Annotated in this window: 23 protein-coding genes; 13 read left to right on the forward strand and 10 right to left on the reverse strand. The window is 49.7% G+C overall.

The window, feature by feature from the left end; translation table 11 throughout:
* Positions 1 to 5 precede the first annotated feature (5 nt).
* The 3 genes from FJM65_RS03385 to FJM65_RS03395 all read left to right on the forward strand — a co-directional run bounded on the left by FJM65_RS03385 (position 6) and on the right by FJM65_RS03395 (position 2,994).
* Positions 6 to 1,433, forward strand: a complete 1,428-nt coding sequence (locus FJM65_RS03385; protein ID WP_140619395.1) for an aldehyde dehydrogenase — start codon at positions 6 to 8, stop codon at positions 1,431 to 1,433.
* 76 nt (positions 1,434 to 1,509) lie between these two features.
* A complete protein-coding gene (locus tag FJM65_RS03390) occupies positions 1,510 to 1,884 on the forward strand; it encodes a hypothetical protein (protein WP_140619398.1) in 375 nt (124 codons plus the stop codon).
* Positions 1,885 to 1,944: 60 nt separating this feature from the next.
* A complete protein-coding gene (locus FJM65_RS03395) occupies positions 1,945 to 2,994 on the forward strand; it encodes a CNNM domain-containing protein (RefSeq protein WP_140619400.1) in 1,050 nt (349 codons plus the stop codon).
* A 7-nt stretch (positions 2,995 to 3,001) separates the two neighbouring features.
* Here FJM65_RS03395 and FJM65_RS03400 read toward each other — a convergent pair whose 3' ends face one another.
* Positions 3,002 to 3,439 carry a nucleoside deaminase gene (locus tag FJM65_RS03400; protein WP_140619402.1) on the reverse strand — a complete coding sequence of 146 codons (438 nt, stop codon included), beginning with the start codon at positions 3,437 to 3,439 and terminating at the stop codon, positions 3,002 to 3,004.
* A gap of 274 nt (positions 3,440 to 3,713) precedes the next feature.
* Between FJM65_RS03400 and FJM65_RS03405 the strand changes: the two genes are divergently transcribed.
* The 9 genes from FJM65_RS03405 to FJM65_RS03445 all read left to right on the forward strand — a co-directional run bounded on the left by FJM65_RS03405 (position 3,714) and on the right by FJM65_RS03445 (position 11,815).
* Positions 3,714 to 4,661, forward strand: a complete 948-nt coding sequence (locus FJM65_RS03405) for a phosphoribosylaminoimidazolesuccinocarboxamide synthase (protein ID WP_140619404.1) — start codon at positions 3,714 to 3,716, stop codon at positions 4,659 to 4,661.
* 54 nt (positions 4,662 to 4,715) lie between these two features.
* On the forward strand, positions 4,716 to 5,093 hold the full coding sequence (locus FJM65_RS03410) for an STAS domain-containing protein (RefSeq protein WP_140619406.1): 378 nt from the start codon (positions 4,716 to 4,718) through the stop codon (positions 5,091 to 5,093).
* Positions 5,094 to 5,108: 15 nt separating this feature from the next.
* Positions 5,109 to 6,029, forward strand: a complete 921-nt coding sequence (locus tag FJM65_RS03415; protein ID WP_140619408.1) for a ribonuclease Z — start codon at positions 5,109 to 5,111, stop codon at positions 6,027 to 6,029.
* Between the two features lie 101 nt (positions 6,030 to 6,130).
* On the forward strand, positions 6,131 to 6,592 hold the full coding sequence (locus tag FJM65_RS03420; protein WP_140619410.1) for a heme-binding domain-containing protein: 462 nt from the start codon (positions 6,131 to 6,133) through the stop codon (positions 6,590 to 6,592).
* A gap of 99 nt (positions 6,593 to 6,691) precedes the next feature.
* A complete protein-coding gene (locus FJM65_RS03425; RefSeq protein WP_239022807.1) occupies positions 6,692 to 7,450 on the forward strand; it encodes a queuosine precursor transporter in 759 nt (252 codons plus the stop codon).
* A gap of 247 nt (positions 7,451 to 7,697) precedes the next feature.
* Positions 7,698 to 8,606: an EamA family transporter gene (locus tag FJM65_RS03430; RefSeq protein ID WP_140619414.1), complete on the forward strand. Its 909-nt coding sequence runs from the start codon at positions 7,698 to 7,700 to the stop codon at positions 8,604 to 8,606.
* Positions 8,607 to 8,873: 267 nt separating this feature from the next.
* Positions 8,874 to 9,416 carry a copper resistance protein NlpE N-terminal domain-containing protein gene (locus tag FJM65_RS03435; protein ID WP_140619417.1) on the forward strand — a complete coding sequence of 181 codons (543 nt, stop codon included), beginning with the start codon at positions 8,874 to 8,876 and terminating at the stop codon, positions 9,414 to 9,416.
* Between the two features lie 86 nt (positions 9,417 to 9,502).
* Positions 9,503 to 10,477 carry a tryptophan--tRNA ligase gene (trpS, locus tag FJM65_RS03440; RefSeq protein WP_140619419.1) on the forward strand — a complete coding sequence of 325 codons (975 nt, stop codon included), beginning with the start codon at positions 9,503 to 9,505 and terminating at the stop codon, positions 10,475 to 10,477.
* A 174-nt stretch (positions 10,478 to 10,651) separates the two neighbouring features.
* Positions 10,652 to 11,815 (forward strand): acyltransferase family protein, encoded by a 1,164-nt coding sequence (locus FJM65_RS03445; RefSeq protein ID WP_140619421.1) that lies wholly within the window; start codon positions 10,652 to 10,654, stop codon positions 11,813 to 11,815.
* A gap of 126 nt (positions 11,816 to 11,941) precedes the next feature.
* Here FJM65_RS03445 and FJM65_RS03450 read toward each other — a convergent pair whose 3' ends face one another.
* Positions 11,942 to 12,319: a methylglyoxal synthase gene (locus tag FJM65_RS03450; RefSeq protein ID WP_140619423.1), complete on the reverse strand. Its 378-nt coding sequence runs from the start codon at positions 12,317 to 12,319 to the stop codon at positions 11,942 to 11,944.
* Positions 12,320 to 12,749: 430 nt separating this feature from the next.
* Between FJM65_RS03450 and FJM65_RS03455 the strand changes: the two genes are divergently transcribed.
* On the forward strand, positions 12,750 to 12,968 hold the full coding sequence (locus tag FJM65_RS03455) for a cold-shock protein (RefSeq protein WP_140619425.1): 219 nt from the start codon (positions 12,750 to 12,752) through the stop codon (positions 12,966 to 12,968).
* Positions 12,969 to 13,032: 64 nt separating this feature from the next.
* On the opposite strand, the gene FJM65_RS03460 is transcribed toward FJM65_RS03455, so the two are convergent.
* The 8 genes from FJM65_RS03460 to FJM65_RS03495 form a co-directional block, all read right to left on the reverse strand.
* Complete coding sequence (locus FJM65_RS03460; protein ID WP_140619427.1) at positions 13,033 to 13,725, reverse strand: SGNH/GDSL hydrolase family protein; 693 nt, start codon at positions 13,723 to 13,725, stop codon at positions 13,033 to 13,035.
* Positions 13,726 to 13,767: 42 nt separating this feature from the next.
* Positions 13,768 to 14,682: a hypothetical protein gene (locus FJM65_RS03465; protein ID WP_140619429.1), complete on the reverse strand. Its 915-nt coding sequence runs from the start codon at positions 14,680 to 14,682 to the stop codon at positions 13,768 to 13,770.
* 158 nt (positions 14,683 to 14,840) lie between these two features.
* On the reverse strand, positions 14,841 to 15,548 hold the full coding sequence (locus tag FJM65_RS03470; RefSeq protein ID WP_181163626.1) for a hypothetical protein: 708 nt from the start codon (positions 15,546 to 15,548) through the stop codon (positions 14,841 to 14,843).
* A gap of 44 nt (positions 15,549 to 15,592) precedes the next feature.
* Positions 15,593 to 16,426, reverse strand: coding sequence for an SDR family oxidoreductase (locus FJM65_RS03475; RefSeq protein WP_219855937.1), 834 nt, complete (start codon positions 16,424 to 16,426; stop codon positions 15,593 to 15,595).
* A 168-nt stretch (positions 16,427 to 16,594) separates the two neighbouring features.
* Positions 16,595 to 17,062 carry a hypothetical protein gene (locus FJM65_RS03480; RefSeq protein WP_140619433.1) on the reverse strand — a complete coding sequence of 156 codons (468 nt, stop codon included), beginning with the start codon at positions 17,060 to 17,062 and terminating at the stop codon, positions 16,595 to 16,597.
* Positions 17,063 to 17,184: 122 nt separating this feature from the next.
* Positions 17,185 to 17,646, reverse strand: coding sequence for a hypothetical protein (locus tag FJM65_RS03485; protein ID WP_140619435.1), 462 nt, complete (start codon positions 17,644 to 17,646; stop codon positions 17,185 to 17,187).
* A gap of 88 nt (positions 17,647 to 17,734) precedes the next feature.
* A complete protein-coding gene (locus tag FJM65_RS03490) occupies positions 17,735 to 18,139 on the reverse strand; it encodes a hypothetical protein (RefSeq protein WP_140619437.1) in 405 nt (134 codons plus the stop codon).
* Between the two features lie 56 nt (positions 18,140 to 18,195).
* Positions 18,196 to 18,738, reverse strand: a complete 543-nt coding sequence (locus FJM65_RS03495) for a hypothetical protein (RefSeq protein WP_140619439.1) — start codon at positions 18,736 to 18,738, stop codon at positions 18,196 to 18,198.
* Positions 18,739 to 18,902 lie beyond the last annotated feature (164 nt).

Consider the following 18,902-nt stretch of genomic DNA (forward strand, 5'->3'; position numbering starts at 1 on the left):
TCGCTATGCCCACCGTTAACCCTACCGATACAGCCGCTTCACAGCCCGAGACAGGAGAGCGGCGGGTGCAGGAGATCCTGCAAAAACAAAGGCGGTTCTTCGGCTCCGGCCATACCTTAGACATCCGTTTCCGGAAAGAGCAGCTGCGGGAGCTGCAGTATGCCATCCGCAAGTATGAGCAGGACCTGCTGGATGCCATGTACACCGACTTCCATAAACCGGAGATGGAGGCCTATACCACCGAGATCGGCTTTGTGGAGTTGGAACTGAAGCTGGCTCTGAAAAAGCTGTACAGGTGGGCAAAGCCGCAGCGGGTAAAGGAGACCCTGCTTAACTTCCCGGCCCGCAGCTACATCTACTCCGACCCCTATGGCGTCGTGCTCATCATCGGCCCCTGGAACTACCCTTTTCAGCTGCTCATCAACCCGCTTATCGGGGCCATTGCCGCCGGCAACTGCGCCGTGATCAAACCCTCTGAGCTTACCCCCAACACCTCGGCAGTGGTTTCGAGCCTGATCCGGGAGCACTTCAGCGAGGAATACATTGCAGTTGTGGAGGGAGGGGCGGACACCTCGCAACGCCTGCTGCGCCAGCGCTTCGACTATATTTTCTTTACGGGCAGCACCCAGGTAGGAAAAATGGTGATGAAAGCCGCTGCCGAGCACCTGACACCGGTTACGCTGGAGCTAGGCGGCAAAAGCCCGGCTATTGTGGCTGAAGATGCCGACGTGGGCCTGGCGGCGCGGCGCATTGCCTGGGGGAAGTTTATGAATGCCGGCCAAACCTGCGTGGCCCCTGACTACCTGCTGGTGCACGAGCAGGTAAAAGAGGAGCTGATCCAGCTTATCGGCCACTATATTGAAAATTTCTACGGCGCCGACCCCAGCCAGAGCCCCGACTACGCGCGCATTGTAAACGACAGGCACTTTAACCGCCTCAGCGATTTTCTGAAAGACGGGCTGATTCGTACGGGCGGCACCACAGATCCAAGCCAACGCTACATTGCCCCTACCCTGCTGGACCAGGTAACATGGCAGCACCCCATCATGCAGGAAGAGATCTTTGGCCCCATACTTCCGGTTATTTCCGTGAGCAGCACCCAGGAGGCCATACACATGGTGCAGCAGCACGAAAAGCCGCTGGCCTTATACTTCTTCTCGTCCGATAGCCAGAAACAGGAAATGGTGCTGAGGCATGGCTTCTTCGGGGGCGGCTGCATCAACGATACCATTTCCCATTTGATCAACCCAAACCTACCCTTTGGCGGCGTGGGCCAGAGCGGCATGGGCAGCTACCACGGCGAGAGCAGCTTTAAGCTGTTTTCGCAGCAGAAAAGCGTGGTAAAACGGGGCACCTGGCTGGACCTGCCGCTGCGCTACCCGCCTTACGGCAAGCGGTTGCCTGCGCTGCGCAGATTGTTCGATTGGCTGTAGCGCCGCTAACCTACTGCCCCCGGTATGCGTTTCAGGGAGGGTGAAACCAGCTGCAAAGCCTAAAAGCAACTATACGATGGAAAACCTGATACAATACCTGGACGAGTCGCTCGTTCCGCTGGAAGAGAAAGTCAAAGCATACCTGAACCTGGAGAAGGACATCCGGAAAACGGAAGTAGCGCTGCTGACAAAGCAAAAGGGGCCTGTAAAGCAAGCAGCCGAGAATACGGCCACTACCCCAACCCAAACACCGGAGGTATCGGAAGGGCAACTGCAGGAGATGGTGCAGCGCCTGGAGGAACTACGGCAGGAAATAGTGCAGATGTTACCCGAGAAAGATAAGTTTATTGAAGTAAATTTGGGCTACGGCCCAAGTATGGTGGGCTACTTTACCACCGACCTGGAAACACACCAGCCGTTGCCGGAGCCGGTGCTGCGTGTGGTGCATTAACCGCTGCGCTCGCCAGGTGCACTGCCATACTTCAGCATCATTCTAAACTATAAACACTACATGGGTTTACTCCTTTTATACTTATTCATTGCCCTGTTCTTTTCTTTCCTGTGCTCGCTGCTCGAAGCCTCCCTGCTCAGTATCACACCCTCCCACGTCAGCATCGTGAGCAAGGAGAAACCAGAGCTTGGAAAAGAGCTGCAACACTACAAAGACAACATTGACCGCCCGCTGGCCGCCATACTTACCCTGAATACCTTTGCCCACACCATCGGGGCGGCCGGAGTGGGTGCGCAGGCGCAGCGGCTGTGGGGCGAGGAGTACCTGACGGTGGTGTCGGTGGTGCTGACGGTCATCATCCTGATTCTCACGGAGATCATACCTAAAACGCTGGGCGCCAACTATTGGAAAGCCCTTACGCCTTTTACCGTTCGCACGCTCAAGATCCTGATCTACTCGCCGCTGTACCCCATTATTATACTTTCGCAGTTCATTACCAAGCGCCTGAAAACCGATAAGGAGCGCAGTGTGCTGAGTCGCGCGGATTTTACCGCGATGGCCGAGATGGGCATCAAGCAGGGTATCTTTAAAAAAGGAGAGTCGCAGATCATCCAGAACATACTTCGCTTCAACAACATCCTGGTGCGCCACATCATGACGCCACGCACCGTGATCGTGAGTGCCCAGGAGGACATGACCATGGCAGACTTCTTCCGTGATTTCCCGGACCTGCGCTTTTCCCGCATCCCCGTCTACTCGCAGAACCTGGACGACGTGAAAGGCTTTGTGCTGAAGGAGGAAGTGCTTTACAAGATCATCAACAACGAAGGCGATAAACCCCTGAAATCCATTGCCCGCAAAATACAGGTGGTGACCGAGCACATGCCCATCCCCACCCTGTTTAACAAGCTACTGGAGCAGCAGGAGCAGATTGCGCTGGTAGTAGACGAGTATGGCGGCACCGCAGGCCTGATCAGCATGGAAGACATTATTGAGACCCTGCTGGGCATGGAGATTATAGATGAACTGGACCAGGTGGCGGACCTGCAGCAGTGGGCGCGCCAGAACTGGGTGAAGCGCGCCCGCCGCTTAGGCTACACACCGGAGTAGGCAGGCGCTACACGCCGATATCCTCATTCCAAAGCGCCGGCTTTTCGCTTATAAAGCGCTGCATGAGTTCTATGCACTCCTGGCTGTCGGCCACTTCCACCTCCACCCCGCGGTCTCGCAGCAGCTGCTCTTCGCCCATAAAGGTCTTGTTCTCGCCTATCACTACTTTGGGGATGCCGTAGAGCAGGATAGTGCCCGAGCACATGGGGCAGGGCGAAAGCGTGGTGTAGAGCACGCACTCCCTGTAAACGGAGGCAGGCTGGCGGCCCGCATTCTCCAGGGCGTCCATTTCGCCGTGCAGCACCACGCTGCCCTGCTGCACCCGCTTGTTGTGCCCGCGCCCTATAATCTGGCCCTTGTGCACCAGCACCGACCCTATCGGTATTCCTCCCTCTGCGTAGCCTTTCCGAGCCTCTTCCAAGGCGGCTTCTAAAAACTTGTCCATACAATTTCTATTTTTCAGTTTTACTCCTGCCGAGCGCCCTGCTCCACGTTAGCTGTTCCAATAGCCATGCAAAGCGGCAAAGCGACATTATCTGGTAAAGATACAAACTATAGGTTTTATAGTATAAAACCAAAAGCCCTACCCTTAGTATACTTCAATATCTTTTACAGCATATATATTTCGGCATTCATCCATGTTTTTGGCAACGCTTAGTTTTTTTTCCTGCCCTCTAAAATATAGTTAACTTTGCTTACCTATAACGACACTAAACCTGATGGAGGCCATTAAAGAAACCAACTTCTCTTTTGCCGGGCAAACCGGCTTTTACAGGGGCAAAGTTCGCGATGTCTATTACTTCGATGACCGCATAGCAGTTGTGGCGACCGACCGCATCTCGGCGTTTGATGTGGTACTGCCGCGCGCCATACCTTACAAGGGCCAGGTGCTGAACCAGATTGCCGGCCTGAACTTAAAGGCAACCGCGGATGTGGTGCCCAACTGGGTGCTGAGCACGCCGGACCCGAACGTAACCATCGGGTATCGCTGCGAGCCTTTTAAAGTAGAGATGGTGATTCGCGGTTACCTGGCCGGGCACGCCTGGCGCGAGTACAAGGCAGGCAAACGCACCTTATGCGGCGTTAGCCTGCCTGATGGCCTGCGTGAAAACGATAAACTGCCATCACCCATCATCACGCCCACGACCAAAGCCGACGAGGGACACGATGAAGACATTTCGAGGGAGGATATTTTAGCGAAAGGCCTTGTATCTGAGCAAGATTATATTAATTTAGAGCATTATACCAGAGCCCTTTATGAGCGGGGCACGGAGCTGGCGCGGGAGCGCGGCCTCATCCTGGTAGACACCAAGTATGAGTTCGGCAAGTATAACGGTGAGGTTTTCCTGATCGATGAAATACACACGCCGGATTCATCGCGTTACTTCTACAGCGAAGGCTATCAGGAGCGCCAGCAGAAAGGTGAGCCGCAGCGCCAGTTATCTAAAGAATTTGTGCGCCAGTGGCTTATCGAGCATGGGTTTCAGGGAAAAGAAGGCCAGCAGGTGCCCCAGATGACGGACGCAGTGGTGAACAATATATCGGAACGGTATATAGAGCTGTACGAGGTATTTACAGGCCATAAATTTGAAAAAGAGCCTTACGACTCTGTGCTCAAACGCATAGAGCAACACATTACTGACAATATTTTTACTGCCAAAAATTAAGTTTGTTAAAGTAGATTTTGGTACATTCGCATTTAAATCCTTTACTGGTAGACTATGAAGTACACGATAGATAAGAAAGAAAACTACACGATTATCACGATAGATGAAAAGAAGTTGGATACTTCAATCGCACCGGACCTGAAGTCTGAGTTCGTGAAATTGAATGCCGAAGGGATCAACAACCTGATTCTTGACCTGAACGAGGTTAAATATACAGACTCCTCCGGGCTTAGCTCCATCTTGATCGCTAACCGCCTTTGCAACTCATCCAGCGGCCTTCTGATCCTGACCGGGTTGCAGGACCACGTGATGAAGCTCATCTCTATCTCAAAGCTGGAGTCGGTGCTGAACATTCTGCCTACAGTAGAAGAAGCCATCGACCGCGTTTTCCTGCACGAGATTGAGCAGGACCTGACGAACAAAGAAGACTAAGCACCGAGGCGGCCAGTGGATTTTGAACTCAGAATTCTGGGTAGTTCGTCGGCCACACCCTCGGCAAACAGACACCATACCGCCCAGGTTTTAACCATTGGCAATCAGCACCACCTGATTGATTGCGGTGAAGGAACACAAATGCAGCTGATGCTTTACAAGATAAAGCATCAGCGCATTTGTAACATCTACATCAGCCACCTGCACGGCGACCACTACTTTGGGCTGGCAGGCTTGCTCTCTACCATGCACTTGCAGGGCCGCCAGGCGCCGCTGCACCTCTTCGGCCCTCCCGGCCTCTCCGAAATACTCAGTCTACAGTTTAAGTACTCCGGCACCAACCTTAACTTTAAGCTTGTCTTCCACGAGCTCGACACCTCCGGCTACAAAAAGATCTTCGAAGACAAAGGCATTACCGTGCATACCATCCCCATGACGCACCGGGTGCCATGCTGCGGCTTCCTGTTCCGGGAAAAGCAAAAGCCACGCCCGCTCATCAAAAATAAGTTGCCCGCCTTTCTGCGCCCGCCGCAGCTCGTGCGCCTGAAATGGGGCGAGGACATCCTGGATGAAAACGGCACCCTGCTGGTTCGCAACGCAGACGTAACGCTGGAGCCCAAGCGCAGCCGCAGCTATGCCTACTGCGCCGACAGCCGCTACAAGCCAGAGCTACTGCCCTACTTGCAGCACGTGGACCTGCTTTACCACGAGGCCACCTTTACGGACGACCTGCGGGAGCGCGCTGCCTATACCTTTCACAGCACAGCGCGCCAGGCCGCTGAACTTGCCGCCAGTGCCGCCGTTCGCCACCTGCTTATCGGCCATTTCTCGGTTCGCTACAAAGACCTAAGCCCTTTGCTGCACGAGGCACAGGAAGTGTTTGAGCGCACCGACCTGGCCACGGAAGGCAGCATTTTTAGTGTGCGGGAGGATTAGTGATTTGTTTGGGCAATAAAACTATAGTTTTACTATATTTAACCTAGTTTTTGCCACAGGGCCTACTGCTGTGGCGGCTACATCTATAAACCTAAACCTACATGAGCAAGAAGAAAGCTTTTACCGCCAAAGGCATCCTGGTGGGCATACTGGTACTCCTGGTGCTGATGCAGTTTATCCGCATCGATAAGACCAATCCGCCTGTAGAGCCCTCCAAAGAGTTCGCAGCACTTGTCAACCCGCCAGCAGATGTAGCCCTTATCTTAAAGGAATCATGCTACGACTGCCACTCCAACGAAACGCTTTACCCGTGGTACTCGAATGTAGCGCCTGCTTCCTGGTTTCTGAAGAGCCACATTGATGAGGGTCGGGAGCACCTTAACTTCTCGGTTTGGGGCGACTATACGGCCAAGAAAGCCAACCACAAACTCGAAGAATGTATAGAAATGGTTGAGGAAGGCGAAATGCCACTTACCTCTTATACGTTGCTGCACCCAGAGGGCAAGCTGACAGCCCAGGAAAAAGAGAAGCTGCTTACCTGGTTCAGGTCCGTTAAAAAGTAATAACCCCGGTCCTGGGATTTGTTCTCCCAGGACCTTTTTACATCACCCCACAAGTATATGGCCGAGCAGCTTCCGCAGCAAAAACTTGAGAGAAAGCGCATGAACCTGTTTTTGGTGCTGAGCGGAATCTTTATTGCCAACGCGTTGCTGGCCGAGCTCATCGGCGTAAAGATCTTTTCGGGGGAGGCACTGCTGGGCTTGCCTGGGGCCCAAATTCCCATAGCCGGGCAGCGCCTTGATTTTAACCTGACTGCCGGCGTCATCATCTGGCCGGTCGTGTTCATCACCACCGACATCATAAACGAGTACTTTGGCAAGGCCGGCGTTAAGAAAGTAAGCATCATAACGGTTATACTTATACTTTACGCCTTTCTGGTTATCTCTGCCGTTACCGGGCTGCCCCCCGCGCAGTTCTGGCTCGACGTGAACAGCACCGATGCGCAGGGCAGGCCCTTCGACATTAACTTTGCCTACAACAGCGTATACCGGCAGGGTTTGGGCATTATCATCGGCTCCGTGGCTGCTTTCCTGCTTTCCCAGTTCCTGGATGCCACGGTTTTCCACTGGCTGCGCCACTTTACCGGCAGCCGCAAAATCTGGCTGCGCGCCACCGGCTCTACCCTCGTCTCGCAGCTCATCGACTCGTTTGTGGTGCTGTTCATCGCCTTTTTCCTGTTTGGCAACTGGAGCATGAACCAGGTGCTGTCGGTGGCTGCCATCAACTACATCTATAAGTTCTGCATCGCTATCCTGCTCACGCCGCTGCTCTATGTGGCCCACGCCCTTATAGACCGCTACCTGGGGCAGCAGCAGGCCAAATGGCAGATAGAAGAAGCCGCGCACGAAAGCGAAGTATAAAGTTTTTACTTCTAAATCAGTTACTTAAAGTTGCAACAATATTTTTACTTGCATTTATACTTGCCCCTCCCCTATCTTTGTAGTCTTGCAAAACAGAAAATGCCTGCACATTTAGCACATACCCAGATTTTTATCACAGGCTACGAGCTACACGACCTGTAACAGCTCCCCATTCTCTTTTGGGGCTGCATCGGCCCCTCCTTTGCTATTTTTTGGTTGATTGATTTTTTAGACTGGAGGGACAGTTATGTTCAGAGGTGTGGCCTTAGTTTTTTTGGGCGCGTGCAGTTTCGGGGTACTTTCTACGTTTGTTAAGCTAGCCTATAAAGAAGGTTTTGGCTTGGGTGAGGTAACGGGCACCCAGGTCTTTTTTGGGTTGATTATTCTTTGGACCATCGTGTTGTTGCGACAGCTGCTGGGCAGCAAGAGCAACGGCACGTCGTTCAGGGAAGCCCTGAAACTGGTGGCCATGGGCACCAGCACCGGCCTTGTCAGCATTTTCTACTATAAGTGTGTGCAGTTGGTTCCGGCCTCCATTGCCATACTTTTGCTGATGCAGTTTACCTGGATGAGCCTGCTGCTGGACGCCGTGATGAAACGAAAGTTGCCTACGCTCGCGCAGGTGGGTATGGTGGTGCTGGTATTGCTAGGTACCGCAATGGCGGGACGTCTTTTCTCGCAACAACTCCCTGACTTTAATTTAACAGGCATTGGGTTTGGCCTGCTAGCTGCCCTGTGCTATACGTTCTTTTTGATGATCAATGGTTCGGTGGGCAACCACCTGCACCCCACTATGAAAAGCGCCCTTATCCTGACAGGTGCCTGCGTGTTGGTGCTGAGCGTGTTTCCGCCGGTGTTCCTGGTAAATGGGGCGCTTACAGGAGGCCTGCTGAAGTGGGGCCTGCTGCTGGCGCTTTTCGGCACGGTTATTCCCCCGCTTTTCTACGCCTACGGCATCCCGAAAACAGGTTTGGGGCTGAGCGCCATACTTAGCGCGGCTGAATTGCCGGTGGCCGTGCTCATGTCGAGCCTGGTGCTGCAGGAGGAAGTTTGGGCGGTGCAGTGGGTTGGCGTCGGACTGATCCTGGGAGCTATCGTCTTATCGAACTTTCATTCTCTGAGGCAAAAAAAGAAACAGCAGTACGCTGCTGCCTAACATATTGTTGATGGTTAATTGCAGGATGGTCAGGGCTCGCTTCACGCAAGCTACCTGACCATTTCTGTTTTCAAGCCTGCCCCTCCGCTAAATAGCGCATTTTTGCTACCATTTATTTCACCCCCTCTCCTACCCAAATTCGTAACCTGTGCTACATAAGGTATGGTAGTGTGCAATATTTACCCGTTGCGCACAGTTACAGTATTACTGGCTTCAGGCCCACCATGGCATGTTCTACTTGCACTTGAGGCATAAACCTATCATTTTATGAAAGCATTACTCGCACTATTTATACTTTTCTCCCTCACCTTCGGCGCGCAGCAGACACTGGCGCAGTCCGGCAAAAGCTACAAGGAGTGGATCAAAGAAAACCGGCGCGGCAGCAAAACCGCTTCTGCCAAAGCGCCGGCCAAAGGCAAAGCCACCGCGGCCAAACCGGGTACAAAAGCCGTTGCCATGGCCCCGCCGAGCGGCACGTTCAGGGGCGTGTTGCACTGCCCCGACTGCAAGGGCACCCGAACCGAGCTGGTGCTAACGGGCTCTCCCAAAGACCCGAGCCGCGCCTTCACCATCAAACTCTTCCATGTAGGCAAGCCTGCAGAGAAGAGCACCGTTACCGGCAGCGGCAAGTGGTTCTTGGCCAAAGGCAACAAACAAGACCCTAACGCGGTGGTGCTGCAACTCATACCTACTAACGGCGACCTGGACCTGATGTACCTCCAGCAGGTGAGCGAGGGAGAACTCAGGCTGCTGAACAACCGGCAGGAGGATATCGGTGGCTCGGGCAACTACTCGCTGCGCAAACTTTAAGCTTACCGCTGGATTTGCTTTGGCCCGGGGAGGCGTGTTTTCCGTAAAAAGCGTTATTTTGCAGTTGTAAACATTATCACAACTATATGGCACGCTACCTTACCGGCATTCAGGCTACAGGCAGACCGCATTTGGGCAACCTGCTCGGGGCCATCATTCCGGCTATCAAGTTTTCTGAGACGTCTGACCAGGAGGCGCTATACTTTATTGCTGACCTGCACTCCCTGACCACCATCCGCGATGCGGAAACGCTGCGGCACAACACCTACTCCGTGGCCGCCTCGTGGCTGGCTTTCGGCTTTGATACCGATAAACATATTTTCTACCGCCAGTCGGATGTTCCGATGGTGACGGAGTTGACCTGGTACCTGAACTGCTTTACGCCGTTCCCGATGCTGGCGAACGCCCACTCGTTCAAAGACAAATCTGCCCGCCGCGGGCTGTCGGATGTAAATGCCGGCCTGTTTACCTATCCGGTGCTGATGGCCGCAGACATACTGATGTACGACGCCAACTTTGTGCCGGTGGGCAAAGACCAGATCCAGCACCTGGAGATCGCGCGCGACATTGCCAGCTCCTTTAACCATCAGTACGGTGAAACCTTTGTGCTGCCGGAGGCCAAAACAGATGAAACGGTGATGACGGTGCCGGGCGTGAACGGCGAGAAGATGAGCAAGTCCTACGGCAACATCATCGATATATTTGAGGCCGACAAGCCGCTGCGCAAAACCATCATGAGCATCGTGACGGACAGCACGGCACTGGAAGAACCCAAAAACCCGGATGAGGATACCACCTTTAAGCTGTACAGCCTGCTGGCATCACCGGAGGAAGTGGAAACCATGCGGCAAAACTACCTGGCGGGCGGCTACGGCTACGGCCACGCCAAGCAGGCGCTGTACGAGCTCATCATCGGTAAGTATGCCAAAGAGCGCGAAGTGTTTAACTACTACATGAACAACCTGCCCGAACTCGACAAAAAGCTTTTGGAAGGCGCCGCGAAAGCCAAAGCCATTGCCGGCCCGGTACTGGAGCGTGTGCGCCAGAAACTAGGTTTTTAAAACGCAAATCACAGCCTGCCAGAGCAGGTATAAACCATCATCAAAAGCGGCAGCCGACGAAAACCGGCTGCCGCTTTTTCTTTTTTAGCAATGATTAGCGTGTAGACTTTAACATATCGCGCTTTATCTATATCTTATGGTGCAAAACTATACCTAACCACAAACCTTACACGTATGGCAAACGCAGTCGCAGCAACATCCCCCTTAACCCGCAAAACCACCGAGCGCTACCTCTCGCTGGATGTGCTACGGGGGCTTACGGTAGCCTTAATGGTGATTGTAAACACTCCCGGTAGCTGGAGCACGATTTACCCGCCCCTCCGGCACGCGCCCTGGCACGGCTTTACGGTCACCGACCTGGTGTTCCCGGCCTTTCTATTTGCGGTGGGCAATGCCATGAGCTTTAGCATGCGCAAGTTCGAGCTGCAGCCGGAGCGTGTGTTCCTGACCAAAGTTTTCAAGCGCACGGCCATTATTTTCCTGATAGGGCTGGTGCTGCGGGCTTTTCCGTTTGTGGCCCACGCCGAGGGCGGCGGCCTTGAGGCGTTTGACTTTTCCACTATCCGCATCATGGGCGTGCTGCAGCGCATCGCGCTGGCTTACCTGATCGGCTCCCTGGTGGTGCACTACCTGAAGGTGAAAGGGTCCATCATTTTTAGTGCTGTGGTGCTGCTGGGCTACTGGGCTGTGCTGTATGCCTTCGGCGACAAGCCCGACCCGTACACGCTGGAAGGCAACGCTGCCCTGAAGTTTGACCTGCTGTTCTTCTCGCCGGAGGTGCTGTACAAAGGCTACGGCATCCCATTTGACCCTGAGGGGCTACTGAGTACGCTTCCGGCGGCCGTAAACGTAATTGCCGGCTACCTGGCCGGTTGGTTTATACAAAAGAGCGGCAACAACCTGGGCACGGTGTTTAAGCTGAATTTGACCGGGGCCGCCCTGATCGTAGTGGCGCTGGTGTGGGACACTGTTTTCCCGATAAACAAGGCTCTCTGGACCAGCTCTTACACCCTGCATACCATTGGCCTGGTGATGATTGTGCTGGGCACGCTGATGCTTATCATCGAGGTAGCCAAGTATAGAAAATGGACTTACTTTTTCGAGGTATTCGGTAAGAATCCGCTCTTTATCTACTCCATGTCCATCCTCATCATTAAAACCCTTAGCTTTATCCAGGTAGATGAGGACACGCGCCTGAGCCGCTGGATCTACGAAAACTGGTTCCTGAGTTGGGGTAAGGGCGCATTTGCCTCGTTGATGTTTGCCCTGGCTTACATGCTGGTGCACTGGCTGATGGGCTATATCATGGACCGCAACCGCATCTACATCAGGGTATAAATATGCGTATATTTAAAAGATGCGGCCTCCCGCTGGTTACTTAATACCGGTGGGAGGCCGCATCTTTTAAAGGCCATACTTGCTCAGGCGCAGTCAGCTTTGGAAAGGCCGGAGAACAAGTATAATTTATACTTCGTCAGGGGTTTGCATGATGATGAGGTCGGCTGAGGCCCTGTTCAGCGCGATCGGGATGTTGTTGATCACAGCCGTGCGGATCAGCGTCTGGATGTCGTGCTCGTGGCCGTGCGGCGTTTCGGCATCGATAAAGAAGATGACCTTGTGTACCTCGTGCTGCAGAATTCTGGCAGCCAGCAGAATGTCGCCGCCGCTGGGGCCGTGACCGAAGGGCTCTACGTCCAGTTCCAGCATGTCGTTGAGCAGCTTGGAGGTGTTACTCGTGCCGATCAGGTGGTGCTTCACGAGTTCATCACGGTGTACCTTGGCCCAGTTCAGGAGTTCGGTTTTGCGCTGATTGTGCGCAATGAGTGCAATAGTAGTCTTCATACGGTTTATTTTGTATGTTGGCCCCCATGTGGGGTGCCGGCTTAAATATACAGCTTTTTTATATATGTGTGGCCCTGGCATAGGAAAGGTGCCCAAGCCCTGCCGCTACGGAGAAACTTGCTGCCAGGCCTGCAAATCTCCCCGTATTTTACTATCTTTGCAGTATCAGTACGTCCTGGTTTCATCTCTGAGCTTCGCCTGCTGCCGCTTCTTGGTAACTCCCTTCCTGCGGCACCGTCAGAAACCATTTTTTATCAGGATTTATACTTATAGCAGCTATTGTGGCTTAAGCATTTGAGCGGCGAACTAAACTGCCTGGCACACTGCAGTAGCTGTTTTTTTAGCGTCTTACGGTATGGTATTTGCGTATTAGATACTGTGCCGGCGGTAATAGCACCGTAGGCGTATTGTTCAACTTTAAAAGATATATATGGCCAGATCCCAAAACACCTTTCTTAAGAAACAACGCGAAAAGAAAAAACAGAAGAAAAAAGAGGATAAGATGCAGCGTAAGCAGGAACGCCAGGAAAACTCCTCCGGAGGTAGCCTGGATGCCATGATCGCCTACGTGGATGAGTTTGGTAACATTTCCGACACTCCTCCTGAAGAAAGAGAAAAGTCTGAAGATGATGAAAAAGACAAAGCTTAAAGTACTGCAAAGGCAGGTTAGAAACCATTTCTAGCCTGCCTTTTTTGCTTGTTTATACTTTCGCCTACTCCTGCGCCAGCGCCTTGGCAATGGCAGCATCGGCCATCGGCCCCATCACCAGATACCCGTCCTTGTTCGGGTGCACGCCATCATAGGTATACTTTTCCTGCATCCCTTTTCTGTCGTCTGCCATGGCGCTGTAGTAATCCAGGTACACCAGGTTGTTTTTCGCTGCGTAGCTTTTCAGCATACCGTTTAGCGTGGCGATTTTCGTAACCGGGTCTTTGCCTGGGCTCCACTTGTAGTCATAGGCCGGCAGCACCGACGACAGCACCACTTTTATACCATTGGCTTTGGCCAGCTCTGCCATCGACACAATATTGCCCATAATCTCCTCCAGCGTCATGGGGCCGGTGTTGCCGGCAATATCGTTGGTGCCTGCCAATATCACCACCACGGCCGGCTTCAGGTCTATCACGTCGGGCCGGAAGCGCACGAGCATCTGCGGCGTTGTTTGCCCGCTGATGCCGCGGTTGATATAGGGCTTGCCCTCGAAGAACTCAGGATTGTGGTTGCTCCAGCCCTCGGTTATTGAGTTGCCCATAAACACCACACGCTGCTCGCCGGGGACCGGCGCTTTAAGCTTCGCGTTTTCGGCTTTATACTTGCTGAGTTGGGCCCAGTCCTGTGCAAAGGCAAAATCGGTGGATAGCATGGAGAGGAGGAAAAGGATGAGGAAGAGTTTACGTTTTTTCATGTTGAATAACCTTTGTATACACGTTTATGAAAATTATACACTTTATTTTATCTCGATAGTACGCTCTTCAAAAGCAAGAGAACCATCTGCAGTCACTTCTTTTGTCTCTCTGCTATACATTACCCAACCAGAGCCATGTATGCGGGCTGCAGTTGTGATTTCGGTTTGCACTTCAGGAAAATCTGCTCTTGCAGGAAAAGTAGCTGTCTCCCCTGCATTTTGCTTCAGGTATGCATACGTTGCGTCGGTCAGCGCTTCAGGGTCTATTGTTTGCCACATCCAGATAACTGAATTGTTATCTTCTGCATTGATCTCGTCTAGCCTAATGGTTACATCCGAGTTGAAGGGATCTCCACCCAAATTGTTAGGTACCGGTAATTGGCCATTGATTTCTTCCGCTAAAGTATACTTCCCACCATGGTACGTATAGAACTGCCGGATATCTTTAATCGCCAATGCTTCGATAGCTTCCCTTGTCGAAAACATACCATCTACTTTATCAACCACCGCGTCTATTTGAGGGATATGCTTAAATTCGTTGCGCAAAACTGCTGTCGACTTTTTAACCTCGTCTCGTATTTCCTCCCAATTAATAACAGTTTCTAAAGCACCCATCTCATCTGTCTTTATCAGGATCTTCATGTTTTCTGATATACCAGCCAGCTTCCTAATTAAGGGATTATCAGTATCTAAGTCAATGTGGCGATACAGCCACTCAATAGTATAAGAGTTGGCAGTTGAGTCTTTTATGGTTACGTCTACTTCATAGGTCACAAACTCTCGCTTAGTGGTATCAGAGCCAGAAACCCGGTACTTTTCGTTTGTAATAGCGTAAGTCTGCGTTTCGTTTTTATCCCAGTATCCAATTACCTGAACTGTGGAGTCTTCTAAATTGATCTGTGCAAACGAAAGAGAGGATGTAAAAAAAGTGAGTGAGAAGAGTATAAGTTGTTTCATAGACTATATGTTTTTGCCACAATATAAGTATAATTCAAATGCATCAGGCAAGAAATGAATAGCTTAGGGTGCTGGAGGTGTCACTCAGAAGTATAAAAAGTTTCTCACATACAAGCGCCTCTTTCCTTTAGCAATTGATATGTAACAGCCGCTTGCTGTTATGCCCTTATGCACCACTCTTTCTTATCTATCACCCACCTCCCTTTGACTTTCTTTATGTACAAGATGCAGCCTTCCCCGCACAATGACCCACAGCTATACCAATAGCTCAATACACCTTTAGTATAAGATTTATTAAAGGCTATTCTTGAGAGCGAGGAGACATCGATGGTTGGTGTAAAGTCTTTCCTGTATTTCCAGTACAGGTCTTCCTGCTCATTATTTTTATTAGTCGCTGAGGTATCTGGCCCCACTAAGACCTTCAAGTTTTCATTTTTATTGATTTCATGCAGGTCGAGCTTTCTTGCTTTTAGTTTTCCATAGAGGTAACCTTCGCCGTCGTTGGTCTTTTCGAAACCATCCAAACTGTCCTTCCTGACGAAAAACAAAAACCTTCGGGGCTTATCGTCTTTATAGTACCTCGATGGTTCACTTATCTGCTCAAGCAAGTGAACATAAGCCAGAGCTTCTTCCTGCTTATACTCTTCAGAATCGAAAATTCTTTCGTTGAGTTTGCTTTGGATCCAGCCACAGCCTGAGAGCAAGAGTACTGTAATTAGTATGCATACTTTTCTCATCGGATTTACTACTAATGGTCTAGTATAAGCATCGTGCGGGATTCGGAGCGACTCACTGTCTGCCCTCAATTTCCAGTGGAGCAAGAAAGCACGGTTTATTGCTATTTTGCCCGCATTATGCTTCTGCAAGGTTATGCACTGGCTTTCTGGCGTCACTCATAAAACTCACATTATTACGGTTGAAGCTCTCCGTAAAAGAAAGAAGCGGTTGCACCACCATCAATCAGAAAATCTGCACCTGTGATGAATGCCCCTTTTTCGGATAGTAGTAGTTCTGCTAGGTTTGCCACTTCATCGGCTGTCCCTGGCCGTCCTGCAGGACTTTTGGCAAACATGTTTTTGTAGAAGTCACCTCTTGGCCCATTGATCTCATCTAAGGCCAAAGGTGTCATAATGATTCCTGGTGAAATTGAGTTAACCCTTGCTCCTATTTTCCCCCATTTTACCGATTCTGCCATCACACGTTTTACGTTGCAGCGTTTTGCCATTTGGTAGGCGTGCAATGTGTCCTTTATTTTTTGAGGTTCTAAGATTTCTAAATTCAATAAATCATCAGCGGGTGTTACGGCTAAAAGTATGTCTTCTTCAGGTGTCAGAGCCGGCATTCTGTGTCCTGATTGACTTGAGATGGTAACTGCTGTGCCTCCTTGTTTTATTACTTTCCCAAACTCTTCCAACAGAAGTGCTGTGCCATATAAATCAACTTTAAAGATTTGCTCTATTGATGCTTGGCTTGGTGAAACACCAGCGGCATTGATGAGCATAGAAATTTCACCTTCTTTTCGCACTACGTCAATTAGGTGTAGTACAGATTGTTTATCCGAGATATCAACCTTGATCGGAACTGCATCAAACCCCGCTTCTACCATTGTTTTTACGATGGCTTCGGCATTTTCCATTTTCCAATCGGCTACAAAAATTCTCCTTCCATAACCCATTCGCCTGGCAATAGCCATTCCTATTTGCCCGGCTCCTGTTAGTACAACAACATCTTTTTTAATATTCATTTAGTTACTAATTCAAGGAATGATGCTTTTTAGCTTATGTGCAACTCACGTATAAAAACACTGCGAGCTAGATTGTCCGCAAGACAATCAGGCGCAGCAAGCGAGAATGGACTATCGAATTGAGGCAGGTTTGGAGCATTGTTTTTATGCAATATTGTAAACAGTTTTCTATTTCACGACTTCAATTAATCTCTCTGATTGATTCCCTTCCCATTTTAATTCATCATTGTACCATACCATAGTTACAATCTCGCTTGAATTTTTTTTCTGCACTTCCGTCTTGAGAATATCGAAATCAGTTTCCGAAAATTCAATTTTTGTCTCTGAATAACCGCTTTCTCCAATAGTTGTACTTGGAAAAACAACTAGATAAGTGCCGTTTTCTCGTTCAACTGTATAAAATCCCTTTGGATAATCCAGATTCCCTCTAAAGTACTTTACCCAATCGTTATTTATTTTGTGGTAGATATTTATGTCGGCAACGTCTATGCCGCCATCCACTTCCAACAAATTCTCTCCCTGGCCATTAAGATATTTTATTGAGACTCCTGTGTCGATTATTGTACAACAATCTTCCTCATCGGTAGAACAACTTACGACAAGAGCTACGGCAATTAGTAACAAAAACTTTTTCATAGTATTTAGTAGAATAAAGTTAACCTTCTGTGGTATGGTTAAAAATTGTTTACGGGCTCGTACAAGCAACGGGTGAGGCATTAGCAGAACATGCTTCCTATGCTGTGTTGGCACCTGTAGCCTTAGATTTTCTTTCTTATCTCTATCTCTTCCCTGTTGATGTCGAAGTGCAATGAAGTAGTATCATAGATTGGACTGTCATATCCGCTAATGATTTCATTCTGAAAACTTCTTAGGTCAAGTACACGGAAAGACCTTTTGTACAGCGTCCACTCACATTTAATCACATCAATTACAACAAGCTGCTGAATGGTGCCTTTGAAGAGTGTCCTATTCCAAACCGGTATAGCAACCATATTTCCTTCGGGATTCCATATTGGTGGACCTCCACATAAACTGCCTATCTTATACCTTCTTTTGTTGCTACCACACCAGTAACACTTCCCAGCCAAAGGGCTTCCCATTGCGAGTTCTAACAACTCACTATATTCAATCCTATTCTGCTTATCAAGAGAAAACATGTGCTCGTCAGCATTGTCGAATGTCCAAGGGTTTGATAGACCTTTTCCTGTTTTCTCTGTCATTTCTATATATGCCAACGTGTTCGTGTATACTCTGTGCGAGGCTTTTAGCCGAAGCATAAGGTATAAACCTTGTTGGCGTTACGTGTTTTTACCAGTGCACTTTTTCTGTGTAAGGTTTGTCTCTATACTCCCTGAAATCTCTAATCTTTGATTTTTCCAGAGTATTTACATTTACTTTCCATACCGCTGATTTAGAACTCCACGGGTCAATCAGAACTTCTATAGTATCAGCATTTTCTATTCTTAATGAATGTATGTCTGAAAGTTCATTTACAATCCATGTTTTCCCTTGAATCCAAATTGTCAGGTGGTCACCACCAACAACAGCCCATTCATTGCTCTTGTCGATTAGACCGCATGTTGGGTCTCCAATATACTTTTCTTGCCACAGAATAGAGTCATTTTCCTTATTTATTAGTGATGCGGTTTCCCACTCGTGAAGTAACAGGAGTTGGTTAGTTTCAGCTAATATGTGGGAGTTCTTTTTTTCCATTCTATACTTTCACATGCACGGCTTTGCTATGGTGCGTTTATGCACTATAGGTCTTGTTATGTGTTTGTTTTTCTCTCTACTATATCTTTTAACACTTTGCTGGCTTTTTCACCTAAGAAATAGTCAATGAAGTACACCCCTTTCCCCTTTTCGTCAACAGCTTCATCTGCTTCTGAAGTTAACAGGAATGATTCAGGAGCCTTGTCGATGAACAATTCAAACTTAGTTTTCCAAGTCTTTTTTCTTACTTCATTTAATATCTCAGGTGTAAGGAATTTAGGAACATATAATACTTCTGAAACACTATAAGCTGCCAGTTCATAGTATAGCTCTTTAAAGGCTTGCTGATTTAAAATTTTGATAAGCCCAGCTTGTCCAGGTATGAAAGAAAATATGGAAGACCATTTTGGTCCCGCCCAACCAGTCCAAAGAACTTGACAATTTGAGTTTTGCTGAAGATTTCTGTAAAAGCTTTTACTCTGCCCACCCCCACCGTATAGAAGTAAATCATAGTTATCCAGGTCGATGCTCTTAGATTCAGAAATCTCTTCAAGCATTTTTTCATATTCCTTGATTTCTACCAATTTATACTTCTTCATATTTTAAACTACCACCAACGGCTTGTACAGAAGGCGAACGAGGCGTAGCCGAAGTATGACTTATGTGCCTTGTGTGCGCCCAGTATGGGCACTTGATACTAAAGGTATCAAATTATTCCAGAGGGTGAAAGTCCCTTACAGGCGAGTTGGTGAAGCCTGTTAGC

Source organism: Pontibacter mangrovi (assembly GCF_006385705.1).
GTDB lineage: Bacteria > Bacteroidota > Bacteroidia > Cytophagales > Hymenobacteraceae > Pontibacter > Pontibacter mangrovi.